The sequence below is a fragment of the Enterobacter sp. BIDMC93 genome (assembly GCF_001037805.1).
Taxonomy (GTDB): domain Bacteria; phylum Pseudomonadota; class Gammaproteobacteria; order Enterobacterales; family Enterobacteriaceae; genus Enterobacter; species Enterobacter hormaechei_C.
The window spans coordinates 1142719-1161049 of the sequence record NZ_KQ089962.1 but is presented as its reverse complement, the minus strand read 5'-3'; the positions used below and the strand labels follow the sequence as shown (position 1 = coordinate 1161049).

The following is an 18331-nucleotide window of genomic DNA, read 5'->3' as shown; positions in this document are numbered from 1 at the left end:
TAAAACCCAGGGATAATTGAGCATCACCGCACAAATTAAAATTCATTTTTATTGATTATTTTCAATACCTTAAGCAATAAATCGAAGCGTGTTAGCCAGAGAGAAACCTCTGTAGCGAAATTTTTATTTATTCCATTTACTACTACATGCCCTCATGCTTGAATGATTCTCAATTACAAGTCCGATGCCGTAGAGGCTAACGGACAGACCGTAAGGGCAATGACTCACACATTCTTCCGCGAGCATTTCATCGCAGGATATTTTGGGAAAACAGATGTAATGGCTAAGTTCACACCTTCATTCGCCGGGGTAAAAGGGCGCGCGCTCTTTTCACTCCTGTTCATGGCGCCTCTGGTGCACGCAGCAGCAAAAGACGGTGAGACGCTTACCGTCACTGCCGATCCTTACGCTTCCACCGACGCCACCAGCGGCTATCAGCCCCTGAACACCTCCACCGCCACGCTGACCAACATGCCGATGCTGGACATCCCGCAGGTGGTCAATACCGTCAGCGATAAAGTGCTGGAAGACCAAAACGCGACCACGCTAGACGAGGCGCTGTATAACGTCAGCAACGTGGTGCAGACCAACACCCTGGGCGGCACGCAGGATGCCTTCGTGCGCCGTGGCTTCGGCGCAAACCGCGATGGCTCGATCATGACCAACGGCCTGCGCACCGTGCTGCCGCGCAGCTTCAATGCCGCAACCGAGCGCGTGGAGGTGCTAAAAGGCCCGGCCTCGACCCTTTACGGTATTCTCGACCCCGGCGGCCTGATTAACGTGGTGACCAAACGCCCGGAGAAAACCTTCGGCGGCTCGATTTCTGCCACATCAACCAGCTTTGGCGGCGGTAGCGGACAGTTTGACGTCACCGGTCCAATTGAAGGTACGCGTCTGGCCTATCGCCTGACGGGGGAGTATCAGGACGAGGATTACTGGCGTAATTTCGGCACCGAACGCAGCACCTTTATCGCCCCGTCTTTGACCTGGTTCGGCGATGATGCCACCGTGACCGTGCTCTATTCGCATCGCGACTATAAAACGCCGTTCGATCGCGGAACGATCTTCGATCTCAACACCAAAAAGGCCGTCGACGTCGATCGCAAAACCCGCTTTGATGAGCCATTTAACGTGACCGACGGTCAGTCCGACCTCGCTCAGCTTAACGCGGAGTATCGGCTCAACAGCCAGTGGACCGCGAAGTTCGACTACAGCTACAGCCAGGATAAGTACAGCGATAACCAGGCTCGCGTGATGGCCTACGATTCAAAAACCGGCAACCTGACCCGCCGCGTGGATGCGACCCAGGGTTCGACCCAGCGTATGCACACAACGCGGGCAGATTTGCAGGGGAACGTGGACATCGCGGGCTTTTACAATGAGATACTGACCGGCGTGTCGTATGAGAATTACGATCTGCTGCGCACGGACATGATCCGTTGTAAGAACGTTAAGGATTTCAATATTTACAACCCGAGCTACGGCAGCCTCGGCAAGTGCACCACCGTCTCGGCAGCCGACAGCGATCAAACCATCAAGCAGGAGAGCTACTCCGCCTACGCGCAGGACGCGCTGTACCTGACCGATAAATGGATCGCCGTTGCCGGACTGCGCTACCAGTATTACACCCAGTACGCGGGCAAAGGCCGTCCGTTTAACGTCAACACCGACAGCCGCGACGACCAGTGGACGCCGAAGCTGGGCCTGGTATACAAGCTCACGCCGGCAGTCTCCCTGTTTGCCAACTATTCCCAGACGTTTATGCCGCAGTCGTCCATTGCGAGCTACATCGGCGACCTGCCGCCGGAAACGTCGAACGCGTATGAAATAGGCGCTAAGTTCGACCTGTTCGACGGCATTACCGCCAACATCGCGCTGTTTGATATCCACAAGCGCAACGTGCTGTACACCGAGAGCGTCGGTGATGAAACCGTCGCCAAAACCGCGGGCCGCGTGCGCTCGCAGGGTGTCGAAGTGGATCTCGCCGGATCGCTGACCGAGAACACCAACATTATCGCCAGCTACGGCTATACCGATGCGAAGGTGCTGGAAGACCCGGACTACGCGGGCAAACCGCTGCCGAACGTACCGCGCCATACCGGCTCCCTGTTCCTGACGTACGATATTCACAATGCGTTTGCCGGGAATACGCTGACAATTGGCGGCGGCGGGCACGGCGTAAGCCGCCGCTCAGCGACTAACGGTGCGGATTATTATCTGCCGGGCTATTTCGTGGCGGATGCATTTGCGGCGTACAAAATGAAGCTGCAATATCCGGTGACGCTACAGGTGAACGTGAAGAATCTGTTCGATAAGACCTACTACACGTCGTCGATTGCGACCAACAACCTGGGCAACCAGATTGGCGACCCGCGTGAAGTGCAGTTTACGGTGAAGATGGAGTTTTGACGTAAAAAAGCCCGGTGGCGCTAACGCTTACCGGGCCTACGATCCTAACCCCCTCCCTGTGGGAGAGGGTTAGGGTGAGGGGACATCAGGCCTCAATATCCGCCATATCGCCTTTCTCCTGGAGCCAGTTACGTCGGTCTTCAGAACGTTTCTTGGCCAGCAGCATATCCATCACGGCGTTGGTTTGCTGTTCGTCTTCATCGCTGATGGTCAGCTGCACCAGACGGCGGGTGTTCGGATCCAGCGTGGTTTCACGCAGCTGCATCGGGTTCATCTCGCCCAGCCCTTTAAAGCGCTGAACGTTCGGTTTGCCCTTCTTGCGTTTGAGCTGCTCCAGCACGCCCGCTTTCTCTTCTTCCGTCAGCGCATAGTAGACTTCTTTGCCAAGGTCGATACGGTACAGCGGCGGCAGCGCCACGTGGACGTGACCGTTTTTCACCAGCGTGCGGAAGTGCTTCACGAACAGCGCACAGAGCAGCGTGGCGATGTGCAGACCATCGGAGTCCGCATCCGCGAGGATACAGATCTTGCCGTAGCGCAGCTGGCTCAGATCGTCGCTGTCCGGATCGATGCCGATCGCCACGGAGATGTCGTGTACTTCCTGCGAGGCCAGCACTTCATCAGACGAGACCTCCCAGGTGTTGAGGATCTTACCCTTGAGCGGCATGATCGCCTGATATTCACGATCGCGCGCCTGCTTGGCCGATCCGCCTGCCGAGTCCCCTTCCACCAGGAACAGCTCGGTGCGGTTGAGATCCTGGGCGGTACAGTCCGCCAGCTTGCCCGGCAGCGCGGGGCCGCTGGTCAGCTTTTTACGCACCACTTTCTTCGCCGCGCGCAGGCGACGCTGGGCGCTGGAGATAGCCATTTCAGCCAGCATTTCTGCGGCCTGAACGTTCTGGTTCAGCCACAGGGTAAACGCATCTTTCACCACGCCGGAGACGAACGCCGCACACTGGCGTGACGACAGGCGCTCTTTAGTCTGACCGGCAAACTGCGGATCCTGCATCTTCACGGAGAGCACGTAGGCGCAGCGGTCCCAGATATCTTCTGCGGAAAGCTTCACGCCGCGCGGCAGAATGTTGCGGTATTCGCAGAACTCGCGCATCGCATCCAGCAGCCCCTGACGCAGGCCGTTGACGTGCGTCCCGCCGAGCAGCGTTGGGATCAGGTTGACGTAGCTTTCCGTCAGCAGCTCACCGCCTTCCGGCAGCCACAGCAGCGCCCAGTCCACCGCTTCGGTGTCACCTTCGAAATTCCCGACGAACGGTTTTTCCGGCAGGGTCGGCAGGCCGTTAACCGCTTCGCACAGGTAGTCGTTCAGACCCTTTTCGTAGCGCCAGCTCTGTTCGGTGTTGTTTACGTGATCTTTAAAGGTGATTTCCACGCCCGGGCACAGCACCGCTTTGGCTTTCAGCAGGTGCGTCAGGCGAGAAACGGAAAAGCGTGGGCTGTCGAAGAAGCTTTCGTCAGGCCAGAAATGGACGCTGGTGCCGGTGTTGCGTTTACCGCACGTCCCGACGACCTGCAAATCCTGCACTTTTTCGCCGTTTTCAAACGCGATGTTATACACCTGGCCATCGCGACGAACGTTCACTTCCACGCGCTTTGACAGGGCGTTAACCACGGAGATCCCCACGCCGTGCAAGCCGCCGGAGAACTGGTAGTTTTTGTTGGAGAACTTACCGCCCGCGTGCAGACGACAGAGGATCAGCTCAACGGCGGGAACACCCTCTTCCGGGTGGATATCTACCGGCATGCCGCGGCCGTCGTCGATAACTTCCAGCGACTGATCGGCGTGCAGGATAACGTCCACGCGTCTGGCATGGCCTGCCAGCGCTTCGTCCACACTGTTATCAATTACTTCCTGGCCCAGGTGGTTTGGGCGCGTCGTATCGGTGTACATCCCCGGGCGGCGGCGAACCGGCTCAAGCCCGGTGAGTACCTCAATGGCATCAGCGTTATAGGTTTGCGTCATGATTTAAGCTAGCAATTCGCATTGATTGTCAGTGGCTGTGCAGTCCAAGAAAATCGACAATCTGGGTGAAATGATCTTCAAAGCCCGTGAAAGCATGGTTACCGCCCTCTTCTACAGTCTGGCGGCAGGATGCGTAATACGCCACTGCCTGGCGGTAATCCAGCACTTCATCTCCCGTCTGTTGCAGCAGCCAGATAAGATCGGGCGCTTCAAGCGGGTCGACCTGCATAACTTTGAGATCGTAAATATGGCGTGACTCTAGCACATATTGTTGGCCGGTGTAGGGGTTCTCGTTTTCGCCAAGAAAGTCCCTTAACAGCTCAAATGGCCGGACCGCCGGGTTGACGACGACAGCGGGCAACATAAAGCACTGCGACAGCCAGGTGGCGTAGTAGCCGCCGAGCGACGACCCAACAACGCCAAACGATTCGCCGCCGTGTTCAAGCACGATCGATTCCAGCATCTCTGCCGCATCCGCCGGATAAGGGGGCAACTGCGGAATAATCATCTCCACGTGGGGATGATTCGCGCTCAGCCACTGGCGAAGCTGCGTCGCTTTCGCCGATCGTGGTGAGCTGTTAAACCCATGCAGATAGAGAAGCGTCGACATCAATAGCCTTCCGAAGCGGTATCCGGGCGGAATTGAGCCCCGGTCAGACGGCAAACTTCGGTGGTCAGCGAGCCATCGGCATGCAGCTCCAGCCAGCGCCAGCCCGGTGCGATGGTATCCAGCGTAAAGTTGGCGCAGTGCGGCTTAAACTGCACGCAGGTAGAGGGCGTCGCGAGCAGGCGGCGACCATTCCAGTCGAGATCCTGTTCCTGGTGAATGTGCCCGCACAGCAAATTTTTCACGCGCGGAAATTTCGCCAGTACGCCGTCCAGCGCCGCAGAGTTGCGTAAGCTGTGCTGATCGAGCCAGCTACAGCCCGCCGGCAGCGGGTGATGATGCAGCAACAGCAGCGTATTGCGATTCGGTTCGGCGGCCAGTTTTGTCTCCAGCCAGTCAAGCTGATAGTCGCTCAACTCACCGTGCGGAACGCCAAACACCTGACTGTCGAGGAGCAGAATTTGCCACTGGTCCCCCGCAAAGACACATTTTGCCGGTGAAATCCCCGCATCCTGAAGCGAACTGTACATAGCGGGTTGAAAATCGTGATTGCCCGGTAGCCAGACGCAAGGCACGCTAAAGCTCCCAATCCCTTCAGCAAAATGCTGATAGGCTGCGGAGGATTGATCCTGCGCCAGATCGCCCGTCGCGACGATCAGATCGCATGGCCGCTTTTCAGCATGGATCGCGTCAAGAACCGCCTGATAACTCTCCCAGGTGTTCACGCCCAGAAGCGTCTCATGCTTTTCGGCAAAAAGGTGGGTGTCGGTGATTTGTAATATCCTGACTGGCGCCCCACCAGCAACAGTCAGGTTCAACAGGCTTTCCAAATGGTGTCCTTAGGTAGGTTTATGACGCTAACAAACCGGAATCGCCATTGCTCCATGTGCTAAACAATATCTTAGCCAGTCGGCTAAAAACTGGTTAATTTGATGCTTTTCGTCGCGTTGATGCAACTTTTTATTCGGGTAATCATACCGCGCTTTAAAGCGAAAGATCTGCTGGCTTGAACACACTTCAGCGACCATCGCGTCATGATAAAGACGTACCGTCATCGACGGCAGGCTCCAGTAGCTGATGCTCGGCGCCGTTTGCTCAATCTCCACCAGCGTAGTGTAGCGCGTTGATTCTGTTATCGTTAACCGATACTGCGCGTTGCTCACCTGATAGCTCACCGTTTCGCCGGGCGCGTCGTTTCGCGGCAGCAGGCGGCGCAGCTGGGCGAAATTGGTTTCGCACAGGCGCATCATTTCTGGGAAGTCAGGTGTATAACGCTTCATTTTTTCCACTCGTGTCGTAATGTCTGATAATGCAGCTGTAGCCATTGCAGGGCGATGACAGACGCTGCGTTGTCGATTTTCCCCTCTTCTACCCACTGGTAAGCCTGCTCCCGACTCACCACATGAACCCGAATATCTTCGTTTTCATCTGCCAGACCGTGGATCCCTTCCGCTGTCTTGGCGTCCACTTCGCCCACCATAATAGATGAACGTTCCGTTGTCCCACCCGGGCTTGCCAGGTAGCTCAACACCGGTTTCGTCCGGCCGATCGCCAGGCCCGCCTCTTCCAGCGCCTCACGGCGAGCGACGTCTTCGACCGACTCACCTTCTTCGATCATCCCGGCCACCATCTCCAGCAACCACGGCGTATCGCTGGTATCATAAGCCGCAATACGCACCTGTTCGACCAGCACCACTTCATCACGCACTGGGTCATAGGGTAGCAACACAGCCGCATGCCCGCGCTCAAAAATTTCGCGTTTGATTTCACCGCTCATCTCACCGTTAAACAGACGATGCCTGAAACGGTAAAGTTCCATTGAAAAAAAACCGCTATAAAGCGTTTCTCGTGCAATAATTTCTACATCGTTTTTGGCGAAGGTGACAGGCACGTTTTCTGGTTTTTGCATCGGTCGAGTCCTGGTAGCAATGGTGATGAAATTGTGAATTTCAAGGCTGTTTGGCTGCCGTTTGTATGGCTATATGGTAGATTGGAGCAAATTACCGCCAGATGGCACGTTACGCCAACCTTTTGGTGTGGATGATTCTGTTAGAATCGGCAATTATTTTTAATTAGATCAGCGCTAATACTGCTTCACAACAAGGAATGCAAATGAAGAAATTGCTCCCCATCCTTATCGGCCTGAGCCTGACGGGCTTCAGTGCAATGAGCCAGGCAGAAAACCTGTTACAGGTCTACCAGCAGGCACGTCTGGGCAACCCTGATTTACGTAAATCAGCGGCCGATCGTGATGCTGCGTTTGAAAAGATTAACGAAGCACGTAGTCCACTGCTGCCGCAGTTAGGCTTAGGTGCAGATTATACCTACACTAACGGTTTTCGCGATAACAATGGCATCGATTCGAATGCCACCAGCGCCTCTTTACAGCTTACACAAACCCTGTTCGACATGTCCAAATGGCGGGAACTGAGCTTGCAGGAAAAGAGCGCCGGCATTCAGGATGTCACCTATCAAACCGATCAGCAGACGCTGATCCTGAATACCGCGACCGCCTATTTCCAGGTTCTGAGCGCGATTGACGCCCTCTCCTACACCGAAGCGCAGAAACAGGCGGTTTACCGTCAGTTAGATCAAACCACCCAGCGTTTTAACGTGGGCCTGGTCGCCATTACTGACGTGCAGAACGCCCGTTCACAGTACGATACCGTACTGGCTAACGAAGTGACCGCACGTAACAACCTCGACAACGCCCTGGAAGCACTGCGTCAGGTCACCGGTAACTACTATCCTGAGCTGGCCTCTCTGAACGTGGACAGTTTCAAAACGGACAAACCGCAGGCGGTTAACGCCCTGCTGAAAGAAGCGGAAAACCGCAACCTGACCTTGTTGCAGGCACGCCTGAGCCAGGATCTGGCGCGCGAACAGATCCGTCTTGCACAGGATGGTCACCTGCCAACTCTGAGCCTGAGCGCCTCTACCGGCGTATCGGACACCAGCTACAGCGGGTCTAAAACGACCTCTCAGGCCTATGACGACAGCAACGTTGGCCAGAACAAAGTGGGTCTCAGCTTCTCTCTGCCGCTGTACCAGGGCGGGATGGTTAACTCTCAGGTTAAACAGGCGCAGTACAACTTTGTGGGTGCCAGCGAGCAGCTGGAAAGCGCACACCGCAACGTGGTGCAGACCGTGCGTTCTTCCTACAACAACGTAAATGCCTCTATCAGCAGCATCAACGCCTATAAACAGGCCGTCGTCTCTGCCCAGAGCTCACTGGATGCGAACGAAGCGGGTTACTCCGTAGGTACGCGTACCATCGTGGACGTGTTAGACGCAACGACCACGCTGTATAACGCGAAACAGCAGCTCTCCAGCGCACGTTATCAGTATCTGATTAACCAGCTGAACATCAAGCAGGCGCTGGGTACGCTGAACGAGCAGGATCTGCAAATGCTGAACAGCACGCTAGGCAAACCGGTCCCTACGTCGCCTGACAGCGTCGCGCCGGAAAATCCACAGCAGGATGCCGCCGTTGATAATTTCACCCCTAACAGCAGCGCCCCGCTTGCGCAGCCAGCGGCAGCGCGTAGCACCGCACCTGCCAGCAGCGGTACGAATCCGTTCCGTCATTAAGCCTTGCCCGATGGCGCTGAGCTTATCGGGCCTACTTAACCGTAGGCCGGGTAAGCACAGCGCCACCCGGCGCAAAATCACACCTGAACGTAAGCCAACGTAAAGATCCCCCGCATTTCGCCCCTCTTCGCTTCATTTTCAACCACTCATCCTCTATCCTGAGCGTTATTACCACTGGGTCCTGGAAGACAAATATGAAACGGACAAAAACGATGAATCACGCGTCGTTCCGCAAAAGCTGGAACGCACGCCACCTGACACCTGTCGCGCTGGCGGTCACCGCCGTCTTTATGCTGGCAGGCTGTGAGCAAAACGACGAAACGGTTTCGCTGTATCAAAACGCCGACGACTGCGCGAGCGCAACCGGTAAAGCCGCTGAGTGTACGACGGCCTATAACAACGCCCTCAAAGAAGCGGAACGTACCGCGCCGAAATATGCCTCTCGCGAAGACTGTGTAGCCGAATTCGGTGAAGGCCAGTGCCAGCAGGCACCTGCTCAGGCGGGTATGGCACCGGAAAACCAGGCGCAGGCACAGTCCGGCGGCAGCTTCTGGATGCCGCTGATGGCGGGTTATATGATGGGCCGTTTGATGAGCGGCGGTGCGGGCTACCAGCAGCAGCCGCTGTTTAGCTCCAAAAACCCGAACAGCCCGGCCTACGGTAAATACACCGATGCCACCGGCAAGGGTTACGGTGCTGCAACGCCAGGCCGTACGATGACCGTACCGAAAACCGCAATGGCGCCGAAACCAGCCACCACCAGCACCATTACCCGTGGCGGCTTTGGTGAGTCTGTTGCCAAACAAACCACCATGCAGCGTAGTGCGACCGGCTCCTCAACTCGCTCAATGGGCGGCTGATCATGGAACGAGTCAGTATTGTTGAGCGCCCGGACTGGCGCGAAAAAGCCACCGAATACGGTTTCAACTTTCACACCATGTACGGCGAGCCGTACTGGTGTGAAGATGCTTACTATAAGCTCACGCTCGCTCAGGTCGAAAAGCTTGAAGAGGTAACCGCAGAGCTGCACCAGATGTGCCTGAAGGTAGTAGAAAAAGTCATCGACAGCGATGAGCTGATGACCAAATTCCGCATTCCGAAGCACACCTGGAGTTTTGTTCGTCAGTCCTGGAAAACGAACCAGCCTTCGCTCTACTCTCGCCTCGATCTGGCATGGGATGGCGTGGGTGAACCGAAGCTTTTAGAAAACAACGCGGATACACCAACCTCTCTGTACGAAGCCGCGTTCTTCCAGTGGATCTGGCTGGAAGATCAGGCGAATGCCGGAAACTTGCCCGAAGGCAGCGACCAGTTCAACAGCCTTCAGGAAAAGCTGATTGAGCGTTTCGTCGAACTGCGTGAACAGCACGGTTTCAACCTGTTGCACCTCGCCTGCTGCCGCGATACCGAAGAAGATCGCGGTACGGTTCAGTATTTGCAGGACTGCGCAGCCGAAGCGGAAGTGGCGACGGAATTCCTCTATATCGAAGATATCGGTTTAGGTGAAAAAGGTCAGTTTACGGACATGCAGGATCAGGTCATCAGCAACCTGTTCAAGCTCTATCCGTGGGAATACATGCTGCGGGAAATGTTCTCTACCAAACTGGAAGACGCCGGCGTGCGCTGGCTGGAACCGGCCTGGAAGAGCATTATCTCCAATAAAGCCCTGCTGCCGATGCTGTGGGAGATGTTCCCGAATCACCCGAACCTGCTGCCTGCTTACTTTGCTGAAGATGATTTCCCACCGATGGAGAAATACGTCGTTAAGCCAATTTTCTCCCGTGAAGGGGCAAACGTCTCGATTATCGAAAACGGTAAAACGCTGGAAGCGGTTGAAGGGCCGTACGGTGAAGAAGGGATGATCGTCCAGGCGTTTTATCAACTGCCGAAGTTTGGCGACAGCTATACGTTGATCGGCAGCTGGCTTATTAACGATCAGCCTGCCGGGATTGGCATTCGCGAAGATCGCGCGCTGATTACGCAGGATCTGTCGCGTTTCTACCCGCATATTTTCGTCGAGTAAGACTTGCCCGGTGGCGCTACGCTTACCGGGCCTACGCTCAATATGTAGGTCGGGTAAGGCGAAGCCGCCACCCGACATGTTTTTACCCCACCTGCACCGACAGCATACTCAAGCTCCCCATCTCAATACCGTCGACCGGGATTGTAATAACCTCCTGACCATCCCACGCGCCTAATACATACAGCAATGGCAAGAAGTGTTCCGGCGTCGGGTTAGAGAGCGAACCGCCGTCGTGATCCAGATAGTTCACCAAAGGGTGTCGTTCGGCCGGCCCTTGCCAGGTCAGGTTGTCTTTTACATAGTCATTAAAGGCTGTTGCCCAGGGGTACGGCGTATTTTCACCGTGCCAGCGTACCGTACGCAGATTGTGTACCACGTTGCCACTGGCAATCAGCATGATGCCCTCATCACGAAGCGAAGCCAGCTTACGCCCCATCTCCATGTGCCAGGCAGCCGGTTTGGTGCTGTCGATACTCAGTTGCACCATCGGGATATCGGCATCCGGATACATTTTGATCAACACCCCCCATGAGCCGTGGTCAAAGCCCCAGGCTTCTTTGTCCAGCGCAACCGGAACAGGGGCGAGCAGATCAACGAGCCGCTGCGCCAGCTCGGGGGAGCCCGGAGCAGGATAATGCGTGTCATACAGCGCCTGCGGAAAGCCGCCAAAATCATGAATCGTTTTTGGCGCTTCCATGGCCGTCACACCGGTACCCCGGGTAAACCAGTGCGCAGAGACCACCACAATTGCCTTCGGACGCGGTAACGTCTCACCCAGCTGACGCCAGGCACGGGTATAGACGTTATCTTCCAGGACGTTCATTGGGCTGCCATGGCCTAAAAACAGTGCTGGCATACGAGAAGAAGACATGGTGATATCCTTAGAGGAGGTGTCAATGTGATGGGCCTACATTACGCGCATTCAGGTGAAGATGAACGCAGATAACCGTGAAGATCATCATCAGGAAATTTGAATGTCAGATATCGCTTAAGGAGAATGCATGTCAGTACCGTTGATTTTGACCTTACTCGCGGGCGCCGCAACCTTTATCGGTGCGTTCCTCGGGGTACTCGGGCAAAAACCCTCTAATCGCCTTCTGGCCTTCTCGCTGGGTTTCGCCGCCGGGATCATGCTGCTTATCTCGCTGATGGAGATGCTGCCCGCCGCGCTTCACACCGAAGGTATGTCGCCTGTTCTGGGCTATGGCATGTTTATCATTGGACTGCTGGGTTATTTTGCGCTCGACCGTATTCTTCCTCACGCGCACCCGCAGGATTTAATGCAAAAAAGCGTTACCCCCATCCCGGGCAATATCAAACGCACGGCCATTCTGCTGACGCTGGGTATCAGCCTGCATAACTTTCCGGAAGGTATCGCCACCTATGTCACGGCCAGCAGCAACCTGGAAATGGGTTTTGGTGTGGCGCTGGCCGTGGCTTTGCACAATATTCCTGAAGGACTTGCCGTTGCCGGGCCCGTTTATGCCGCCACGGGCTCAAAACGTACGGCTGTCTTTTGGGCGGGTATCTCCGGGATGGCTGAAATTCTCGGCGGCGTGCTGGCGTGGCTGATCCTCGGTAGCCTCGTCTCCCCGATTGTGATGGCTGCGATTATGGCTGCCGTGGCCGGGATTATGGTCGCGCTCTCTGTCGATGAGCTGATGCCGCTGGCGAAAGAGATCGATCCCAACAATAACCCCAGCTACGGCGTACTGTGTGGAATGTCAGTGATGGGGATGAGTCTGGTACTGCTGCAAACGGCCGGTATTGGCTAAGAATATATAGCCTCCGTTTTATACGGAGGCTATATATTATTCAAAAAAACAATCCTATATATTTCACCTATAATAACCTGAAAAATATAGACCTGTTAAAACCCCGAAAAACCACGCCTCTTAAAATAGCCTGCAAATATTAATTAAAACCATCTAAAAATATATTTAAGTCATGTTAATCGCGTCTCCCCACCCTAATTCGTATACTTCGCGAGTATTCTGAAATTAATATTCACATTATGAATCACTCTGAAAAAGGATATTTTCATGTATATGGGTAAAAAGCTACTGTTAGCGACGGCTATGGCAGTCATTGTATCGGGTGCTGCTTTTGCAGATGATCAAGGCTCAGGAAAAATCAAATTCAAAGGTATTGTTATTGACGCACCGTGCAGTATCGCACCAGACAGCGTTGATAAAGAAGTCGATCTGGGTGAAGTGACCACGGCTGTTATCAACGCCAACAAAAAATCTACCCCGGTTCCGGTCGATATCAATCTGGAAAACTGCCAGCTTGACGATCCGGCAGACGAGACCGACACGCCAATTACCAAAGTGGATGTGACCTTTACCAGCGCAGCGACAGACGCGGCGGATACCAGCCTGATGAGCAACACCTATGCAAGCGGTGCGCAGAACGTGGGGGTGCGTCTGCTGGATAACGCGGAGTCTGCTATCACACTGGGAGAAGCCAACGAGGTTGAGTTGCTGGCGGGTTCAACCACCCAGACGCTGCATTTCAAAGCGGTTATGGAAGTCCCTACAGGTAAAACTGCGACGGCAGGCCAGGTTGAAGCCACGGCTAACTACGTCCTGATGTACAAATAATTCTGTTACGTCACGGCACCAGCCGACTGGTAATTCATGCCGGTCGGCACTCTCTATTTACTCGAGTAACAGGATGATGACATACAAATTACAATGGATAATCATCATTGCGTCCCTGTTAATGACGAAAGTTGCCTCTGCCACCGAGTTTAATATAAACGCCATCGATAAAGATCAGCGCGGCAGCGTCGATTTATCACTGTTTAAAGATCAAATATCGGTTACGCCGGGAAGCTATTTCGTTACGGTTGCCGTCAATGATATTCCGCTGGCAAATGGCTGGCAGCTTCGCTGGCGAGAAATAAATAATGCCGTTCAGGTCTGTATTCCCCCCGAGCTGGTCGATACCTTTGCGTTGCAGGATGACGTTCGCCACGCTTTGCCTGAGAAAGAGGGATGCGTTGATTTCTCCGCCAGACCCGACATCCGATTTACTTTTGAGCAAGGCAGCCAGACCCTGAAAGTGACCATCCCCCAGGCGTGGCTGCAATACCGTGCGGTTGACTGGATGCCGCCATCCACCTGGGACATCGGCGTGCCGGGCGTACTGCTGGATTACAATCTTTTTGCCAGCCATTATCAGCCCAATAGTGGCGGCAACAATGACAACGCCAATACCTATGGCACCGCCGGTGCAAACATGGGCGCGTGGCGGCTACGCAGCGATTACCAGTACACGCAAAGCCATACTGACGCAGGCTCGGAGCATAATGGACGTTTTTCACGCGTGTATATGTTCCGCCCTCTGCCCTCGATCGGTGCGAAACTGACGTTGGGTGAAACGGATTTCCAGTCCGCAATTTTTGACGCCTTTACCTACACCGGCGCATCGCTAATCAGCGATGAACGTATGCTGCCATGGTCGCTGCGCGGCTATGCCCCGCAGATTACCGGGATAGCGCAAACCAACGCCACGGTAACCGTAAGCCTTGCCGATCGCGTGATTTACCAGAGTAAAGTGCCGCCAGGCCCTTTTGTTATTCAGGATCTTAACCAGTCGGTTCAGGGCACGCTGGACGTCAAAGTCACGGAAGAGGATGGACGCGTCAGCACCTTCCAGGTCTCGGCCGAATCCGTACCATTTTTAACGCGCAAGGGTCAGGTGCGCTACAAGCTCGCGGCGGGTAAAGCGCGCCAGGGCGCCTCCCATGACGTTGAAGATAACGCCTTCATGAGCGGCGAATTTTCCTGGGGCATGCTGTCGCACACCTCCCTGTATGGCGGTACGCTGGCCGATGGCGACCGCTATCGTTCCCTCGCTGCCGGGATCGGCCAGAATATGGCCTGGCTGGGGGCGCTCTCTTTTGACGTCACGCAGGCCACCAGCCAGCTGCCACACCAGCGCAGCCAGACGGGTTACAGCTATCGCATTAACTACAGCAAGCGTTTCGATACCACCGGCAGTCAGCTTACGCTCGCCAGCTACCGCTACTCAGATCCACAGTTTTTGAGCTACGCCCGCTACCTTGATTATGACGACGGTGACCGCCAGTCGGAAAAACAAACCCTGAGCGTGACGGCAAGCCAGTACATTTCGGCGTTATCCCTGAACCTGTACGTCAATATGCTGCGTCAGACATGGTGGAATGATTCACCCTCCACGACCGGCAGTATCACGGCGGGCTACAACTTTGATATGGGCCGCTGGAAGAACCTTGGCGTAACCCTGTCCTGGAGTAAAACGCATTACGATGAGAAAGACGAAAGTGACGATACTCAGTTCTATCTCTCGCTCAGCGTACCGCTCGATCCCGATCATCGCCTTAACTATGACCTGCGTAACCGCGACACGCTGAGCCATAACGTGTCGTGGTACGACACGTCGGATCGCAATAACACCTGGGGCGTTTCCGCGGGCGCGGAGAGCGGGAAGCCAGACTCCGGCGCGCAGGTCAGCGGGAATTATCAGCATTATTCTGCGTACGGCGATCTCAATCTCTCCGGCAGTTATAAAGCTGACGAATATAACTCCCTCAGCGCAAGCTGGAGCGGTTCCTTCACCTCAACAGCGAAAGGCGCCGCGCTGCACCGGCGCAGCTACGGTAATGAACCCCGCGTAATGGTCAGCACCGACGGGGTAGGCAATATCCCGCTGAATATGTCGCGAGATGAAACCAACCGTTTTGGCATCGGCGTTTTACCGTCATTTTCCAGCTATTCCCCCTCCAGCGTGCAGGTCAATATGAACAACCTTCCGGATGGCGTGGACGTGGACAGCCGCGTCGTGACCTCAACCTGGACTGAGGGGGCCATTGGTTTTCGTCAGATTGCCACGCGTGCAGGTCAGGACGTGGCAGGCGTTCTGCGGATGTCATCAGGAACGCCACCGCTCGGGGCGATTGTTCGCCTGGAAGAAAGCGATTTGCAGGTTGGGATGGTGGCCGATGAAGGCCACGTCTGGCTGGGCGCCGTTGAGCCAGAACAGCAGTTTCGCGTGACATGGGGCGACAACCAACAGTGTCGCTTCTCGTTACCTTCTCACTTAGAAAACAGTATGCAGTTGATACTGCCGTGTCAGTAAGAAATCATCATGAAATTAACGCCGATTAAAAGCCTGTGCCTGATGCTAATCAGCACAGCATTTACCACCCATGCGGCCATTAACCTGGACCGCACGCGCATTGTTTTTCCAGAAAGCGACAAGGCCAGCAGCCTGAAAGTGGACAACCAGAGCAAGGCGCTGCCTTATCTGGCGCTCTCCTGGATTGAAGATGAAAAGGGGCAAAAAGAAGATACGCACTTTATGGCGCTTCCCCCCATTCAACGTATCGAAGCGGGCGCCTCGTCGCAGGTAAGAATTGTTAAACAAGCCGCCACCCGCCAGCTGCCAAAAGACAGGGAATCGCTGTTTTATTTCAACCTGCGTGAAGTACCGCCAAAAAGCATCAGCGCCAGCGAGGAGCGCAGCGTGATGCAGGTTGCCATGCAGAGCCGAATCAAGCTGTTCTGGCGTCCGGAAGCGATTAGCAAAAAATCCGGCGAACTGGCTGAAATGCGCATGGAAATTACCGCCAGCGCGAAAGGACTCACGGCCCACAACCCTACGCCGTACTACATCACGCTGGCGTGGCTGAGCAAAAATGCCAAAACCATGCTGCCGGGTTTTGACAGTCTGATGATTGCGCCTTTCGCCACGGCAACCGCCTCTACCGGCGATTACCACGGTAGTTATTACAGCATCGGCTATATCGACGATTACGGCGCCCTAAAAAAAGTCGACGTGCAGTGCACCGGAACGGCGCTATGTAAACTTACCGAACGGAAAATCGATAAAGATGCAAAAGCTCGCTAGTTTCCTGTTTATACTGCTGCTTTCAGCGCTGCCTTTGAAAGATGCGCTGGCGCTTAACTGCTATCTGGGTGGATCTGGCGGCCCCGTCGAGGAGACAAAAACGATCACCCCTTTTGCGATACCCAGCAACGCTCAGGTTGGTCAAAAAATATGGGAGTCTGATGACATTAAAATTCCGGTGACGTGTGATAACAACGTCACGAGCAATTTTGAGCTGGAAGATGTCTTTGCATGGGTGAACCCTTATCCTGCCGCAACCGATCCCTATTATGAACTGGGCGTCACCTATGAAGGCATAGATTACGATGCCACGGGCCAGCCCAACGGCGTGGATACCCGCCAGTGCCTGGACAACGATAACATCACCATTTACACCGCGGATCAAATCCGCCAGATGGGTTGGGAGAATCGCATCTGCTCCGGCAATCCGGATGATATCCATATTTCACGCACGTTCGTCGCCCGATTACGACTTTTCGTGCGAATTAAGGCTATGCCGCCACATGGTTATATCAGTTCGCTCAGCGATTACATCGTTGTGCAGTTTGACGGTAAGGGTGGCGTTAATCAGATGGCCGACGCGAAGAACCTCAAGTATCACATCAACGGACTGCAAAACATTACGGTGCTTGATTGCGGAGCGACGTTTAGCATTTTCCCTGAAAATCAGGAGATCGACTTCGGCGCCTTCAGCGCGCGCGACATTGTGAATCAGCAGACGCGTATGCGCACGTTTTCAATACGAACCACCAAAGTGCAGGATGCCCAATGCTCGGACGGATTTAAGATGGACTCGTCGTTTTACACAACCGAAACGCTTAGCGCAGACGACACCGCGGTACTGATAGGGAATGGGTTAAAGCTGCGTATTCTTAACGGAACGGAGCCTTACACCTTCAACCAGTACAAGGAGTACGCCGATTTTACGGGCGATACGATGAATGTTGAGCAAAACTACACGGCTGAACTTTCACGGGAAGAAGGGAAAGCGATTCAGTCCGGGCCGTTTGAAACCGTGGTACTGTTCAAAATTAACTACCACTAGAAACAAAAAAGCCGGGTTTCCCCGGCTTTTTCACATCAGCATGTTTAGCTGGCTTTGCGCTCGTGCGCCCGGCGGTACTCAACCAGATCTTCAATCGTCACCACTGGCATATTGTGCAGTCGCGCAAAGGTGATGCACTCCGGCGCGCGCGCCATGGTGCCATCATCGTTGGTCAGTTCGCACAGCACGCCTGCGGGTTTGAAGCCAGCCAGCGTCACCAGATCGATGGTCGCTTCGGTATGACCACCACGGGTCAGCACGCCGCCCGGCTGCGCGCGCAGCGGGAAGACGTGACCAGGGCGGTGCAGATCGGATGGTTTCGCACCATCAGCAATCGCTGCACGCACGGTAGTCAGGCGGTCAGCCGCCGACACACCGGTGGTTACGCCATGCGCTGCTTCAATGGTCACGGTGAAGCCGGTACCAAAGGCGCTGGTGTTGTTTTCAACCATCATCGGCAGATCAAGCTGCTTGCGACGGTCTTCGGTGATGCACAGGCATACGATGCCGCTACCGTGACGGATGGTCAGCGCCATCTGCTCAACGGTCATGTTCTCGGCGGCAAAAATCATGTCGCCTTCGTTTTCACGGTTTTCATCGTCAAGCACCATCACACCGCGGCCTTCGCGCAGTGCATCCAGTGCATGCTCAACACGTTGAGTTGAAGTGCCAAAAGAGGAAAGTAGCGTCTGATTCATGGTAAAAAAACCTCATTAACTTTATGGTTACCAGAATCAGGGCAGTCTTAGGAGCGCCGTACTAGCGGCAAAAAAATAACGTGAG

At 54.8% G+C, this 18331-nt stretch carries 16 protein-coding genes; 9 read left to right on the top strand and 7 right to left on the bottom strand.

The features are described 5' to 3' along the window. Positions 1-279: 279 nt before the first annotated feature. Positions 280-2409, top strand: a complete 2130-nt coding sequence (locus tag SK58_RS05485) for a TonB-dependent siderophore receptor (protein ID WP_015571887.1) — start codon at positions 280-282, stop codon at positions 2407-2409. Positions 2410-2494: 85 nt separating this feature from the next. On the opposite strand, the gene parE is transcribed toward SK58_RS05485, so the two are convergent. From parE to nudF, 5 genes are read right to left on the bottom strand one after another with little or no spacing between them, the layout of a single operon-like run. Then, a complete protein-coding gene (gene parE, locus SK58_RS05480; RefSeq protein ID WP_017384044.1) occupies positions 2495-4387 on the bottom strand; it encodes a DNA topoisomerase IV subunit B in 1893 nt (630 codons plus the stop codon). A 28-nt stretch (positions 4388-4415) separates the two neighbouring features. Beyond that, complete coding sequence (gene yqiA, locus SK58_RS05475; RefSeq protein ID WP_015571888.1) at positions 4416-4997, bottom strand: esterase YqiA; 582 nt, start codon at positions 4995-4997, stop codon at positions 4416-4418. Beyond that, the gene (gene cpdA, locus SK58_RS05470; protein ID WP_048219474.1) at positions 4997-5824 is read right to left on the bottom strand and encodes a 3',5'-cyclic-AMP phosphodiesterase; all 828 of its coding nucleotides are present in this window, start codon (positions 5822-5824) and stop codon (positions 4997-4999) included. Before cpdA ends, yqiA begins: the two co-directional genes overlap by 1 nt. A gap of 27 nt (positions 5825-5851) precedes the next feature. Next, positions 5852-6274, bottom strand: coding sequence for a DUF1249 family protein (locus SK58_RS05465; RefSeq protein ID WP_003862516.1), 423 nt, complete (start codon positions 6272-6274; stop codon positions 5852-5854). Beyond that, positions 6271-6903, bottom strand: a complete 633-nt coding sequence (nudF, locus tag SK58_RS05460; RefSeq protein ID WP_017384042.1) for an ADP-ribose diphosphatase — start codon at positions 6901-6903, stop codon at positions 6271-6273. The genes SK58_RS05465 and nudF overlap by 4 nt, the downstream gene beginning before the upstream one ends. 203 nt (positions 6904-7106) lie before the next feature. Between nudF and tolC the strand changes: the two genes are divergently transcribed. From tolC to SK58_RS05445, 3 genes are all read left to right on the top strand, one after another. Beyond that, a complete protein-coding gene (gene tolC, locus SK58_RS05455; protein ID WP_017384041.1) occupies positions 7107-8585 on the top strand; it encodes an outer membrane channel protein TolC in 1479 nt (492 codons plus the stop codon). A gap of 194 nt (positions 8586-8779) precedes the next feature. Beyond that, positions 8780-9445, top strand: a complete 666-nt coding sequence (locus SK58_RS05450) for a DUF1190 family protein (RefSeq protein ID WP_017384040.1) — start codon at positions 8780-8782, stop codon at positions 9443-9445. Positions 9446-9447: 2 nt separating this feature from the next. Next, entirely contained in the window at positions 9448-10608 is a 1161-nt protein-coding gene (locus SK58_RS05445; RefSeq protein WP_017384039.1) for a glutathionylspermidine synthase family protein, read from the top strand. 82 nt (positions 10609-10690) lie between these two features. Here the strand turns inward: SK58_RS05445 and ygiD are convergent, their stop codons facing one another. Next, positions 10691-11479, bottom strand: coding sequence for a 4,5-DOPA-extradiol-dioxygenase (gene ygiD / locus SK58_RS05440; RefSeq protein WP_017692656.1), 789 nt, complete (start codon positions 11477-11479; stop codon positions 10691-10693). A gap of 130 nt (positions 11480-11609) precedes the next feature. On the opposite strand from ygiD, the gene zupT reads away from it, so the two are divergent. From zupT to SK58_RS05415, 5 genes are all read left to right on the top strand, one after another. Further along, entirely contained in the window at positions 11610-12383 is a 774-nt protein-coding gene (gene zupT / locus SK58_RS05435) for a zinc transporter ZupT (protein ID WP_015571892.1), read from the top strand. Between the two features lie 267 nt (positions 12384-12650). Beyond that, positions 12651-13211 (top strand): fimbrial protein, encoded by a 561-nt coding sequence (locus SK58_RS05430; protein ID WP_032672010.1) that lies wholly within the window; start codon positions 12651-12653, stop codon positions 13209-13211. 76 nt (positions 13212-13287) lie between these two features. Further along, positions 13288-15732 carry a fimbria/pilus outer membrane usher protein gene (locus SK58_RS05425; protein WP_045344008.1) on the top strand — a complete coding sequence of 815 codons (2445 nt, stop codon included), beginning with the start codon at positions 13288-13290 and terminating at the stop codon, positions 15730-15732. Positions 15733-15741: 9 nt separating this feature from the next. Then, a complete protein-coding gene (locus SK58_RS05420) occupies positions 15742-16503 on the top strand; it encodes a fimbrial biogenesis chaperone (protein ID WP_047057457.1) in 762 nt (253 codons plus the stop codon). Continuing rightward, complete coding sequence (locus tag SK58_RS05415; protein WP_045141809.1) at positions 16487-17548, top strand: fimbrial protein; 1062 nt, start codon at positions 16487-16489, stop codon at positions 17546-17548. Before SK58_RS05420 ends, SK58_RS05415 begins: the two co-directional genes overlap by 17 nt. A gap of 44 nt (positions 17549-17592) precedes the next feature. Here SK58_RS05415 and ribB read toward each other — a convergent pair whose 3' ends face one another. Next, positions 17593-18246, bottom strand: a complete 654-nt coding sequence (gene ribB, locus SK58_RS05410; RefSeq protein ID WP_015571897.1) for a 3,4-dihydroxy-2-butanone-4-phosphate synthase — start codon at positions 18244-18246, stop codon at positions 17593-17595. Positions 18247-18331: the final 85 nt, after the last annotated feature.

Excerpts from the sequence above, each read along its gene's own strand:
- tolC (WP_017384041.1), top strand. The coding sequence starts at position 7,107 with ATGAAGAAATTGCTCCCCATCCTTATCGGCCTGAGCCTGACGGGCTTC.
- SK58_RS05445 (WP_017384039.1), top strand. The coding sequence starts at position 9,448 with ATGGAACGAGTCAGTATTGTTGAGCGCCCGGACTGGCGCGAAAAAGCC.
- ribB (WP_015571897.1), bottom strand. The coding sequence starts at position 18,246 with ATGAATCAGACGCTACTTTCCTCTTTTGGCACTTCAACTCAACGTGTT.
- SK58_RS05420 (WP_047057457.1), top strand. The coding sequence starts at position 15,742 with ATGAAATTAACGCCGATTAAAAGCCTGTGCCTGATGCTAATCAGCACA.
- SK58_RS05415 (WP_045141809.1), top strand. The coding sequence starts at position 16,487 with ATGCAAAAGCTCGCTAGTTTCCTGTTTATACTGCTGCTTTCAGCGCTG.
- SK58_RS05485 (WP_015571887.1), top strand. The coding sequence starts at position 280 with ATGGCTAAGTTCACACCTTCATTCGCCGGGGTAAAAGGGCGCGCGCTC.
- SK58_RS05425 (WP_045344008.1), top strand. The coding sequence starts at position 13,288 with ATGACATACAAATTACAATGGATAATCATCATTGCGTCCCTGTTAATG.
- parE (WP_017384044.1), bottom strand. The coding sequence starts at position 4,387 with ATGACGCAAACCTATAACGCTGATGCCATTGAGGTACTCACCGGGCTT.
- ygiD (WP_017692656.1), bottom strand. The coding sequence starts at position 11,479 with ATGTCTTCTTCTCGTATGCCAGCACTGTTTTTAGGCCATGGCAGCCCA.
- yqiA (WP_015571888.1), bottom strand. The coding sequence starts at position 4,997 with ATGTCGACGCTTCTCTATCTGCATGGGTTTAACAGCTCACCACGATCG.
- SK58_RS05430 (WP_032672010.1), top strand. The coding sequence starts at position 12,651 with ATGTATATGGGTAAAAAGCTACTGTTAGCGACGGCTATGGCAGTCATT.
- nudF (WP_017384042.1), bottom strand. The coding sequence starts at position 6,903 with ATGCAAAAACCAGAAAACGTGCCTGTCACCTTCGCCAAAAACGATGTA.
- SK58_RS05465 (WP_003862516.1), bottom strand. The coding sequence starts at position 6,274 with ATGAAGCGTTATACACCTGACTTCCCAGAAATGATGCGCCTGTGCGAA.
- SK58_RS05450 (WP_017384040.1), top strand. The coding sequence starts at position 8,780 with ATGAAACGGACAAAAACGATGAATCACGCGTCGTTCCGCAAAAGCTGG.
- zupT (WP_015571892.1), top strand. The coding sequence starts at position 11,610 with ATGTCAGTACCGTTGATTTTGACCTTACTCGCGGGCGCCGCAACCTTT.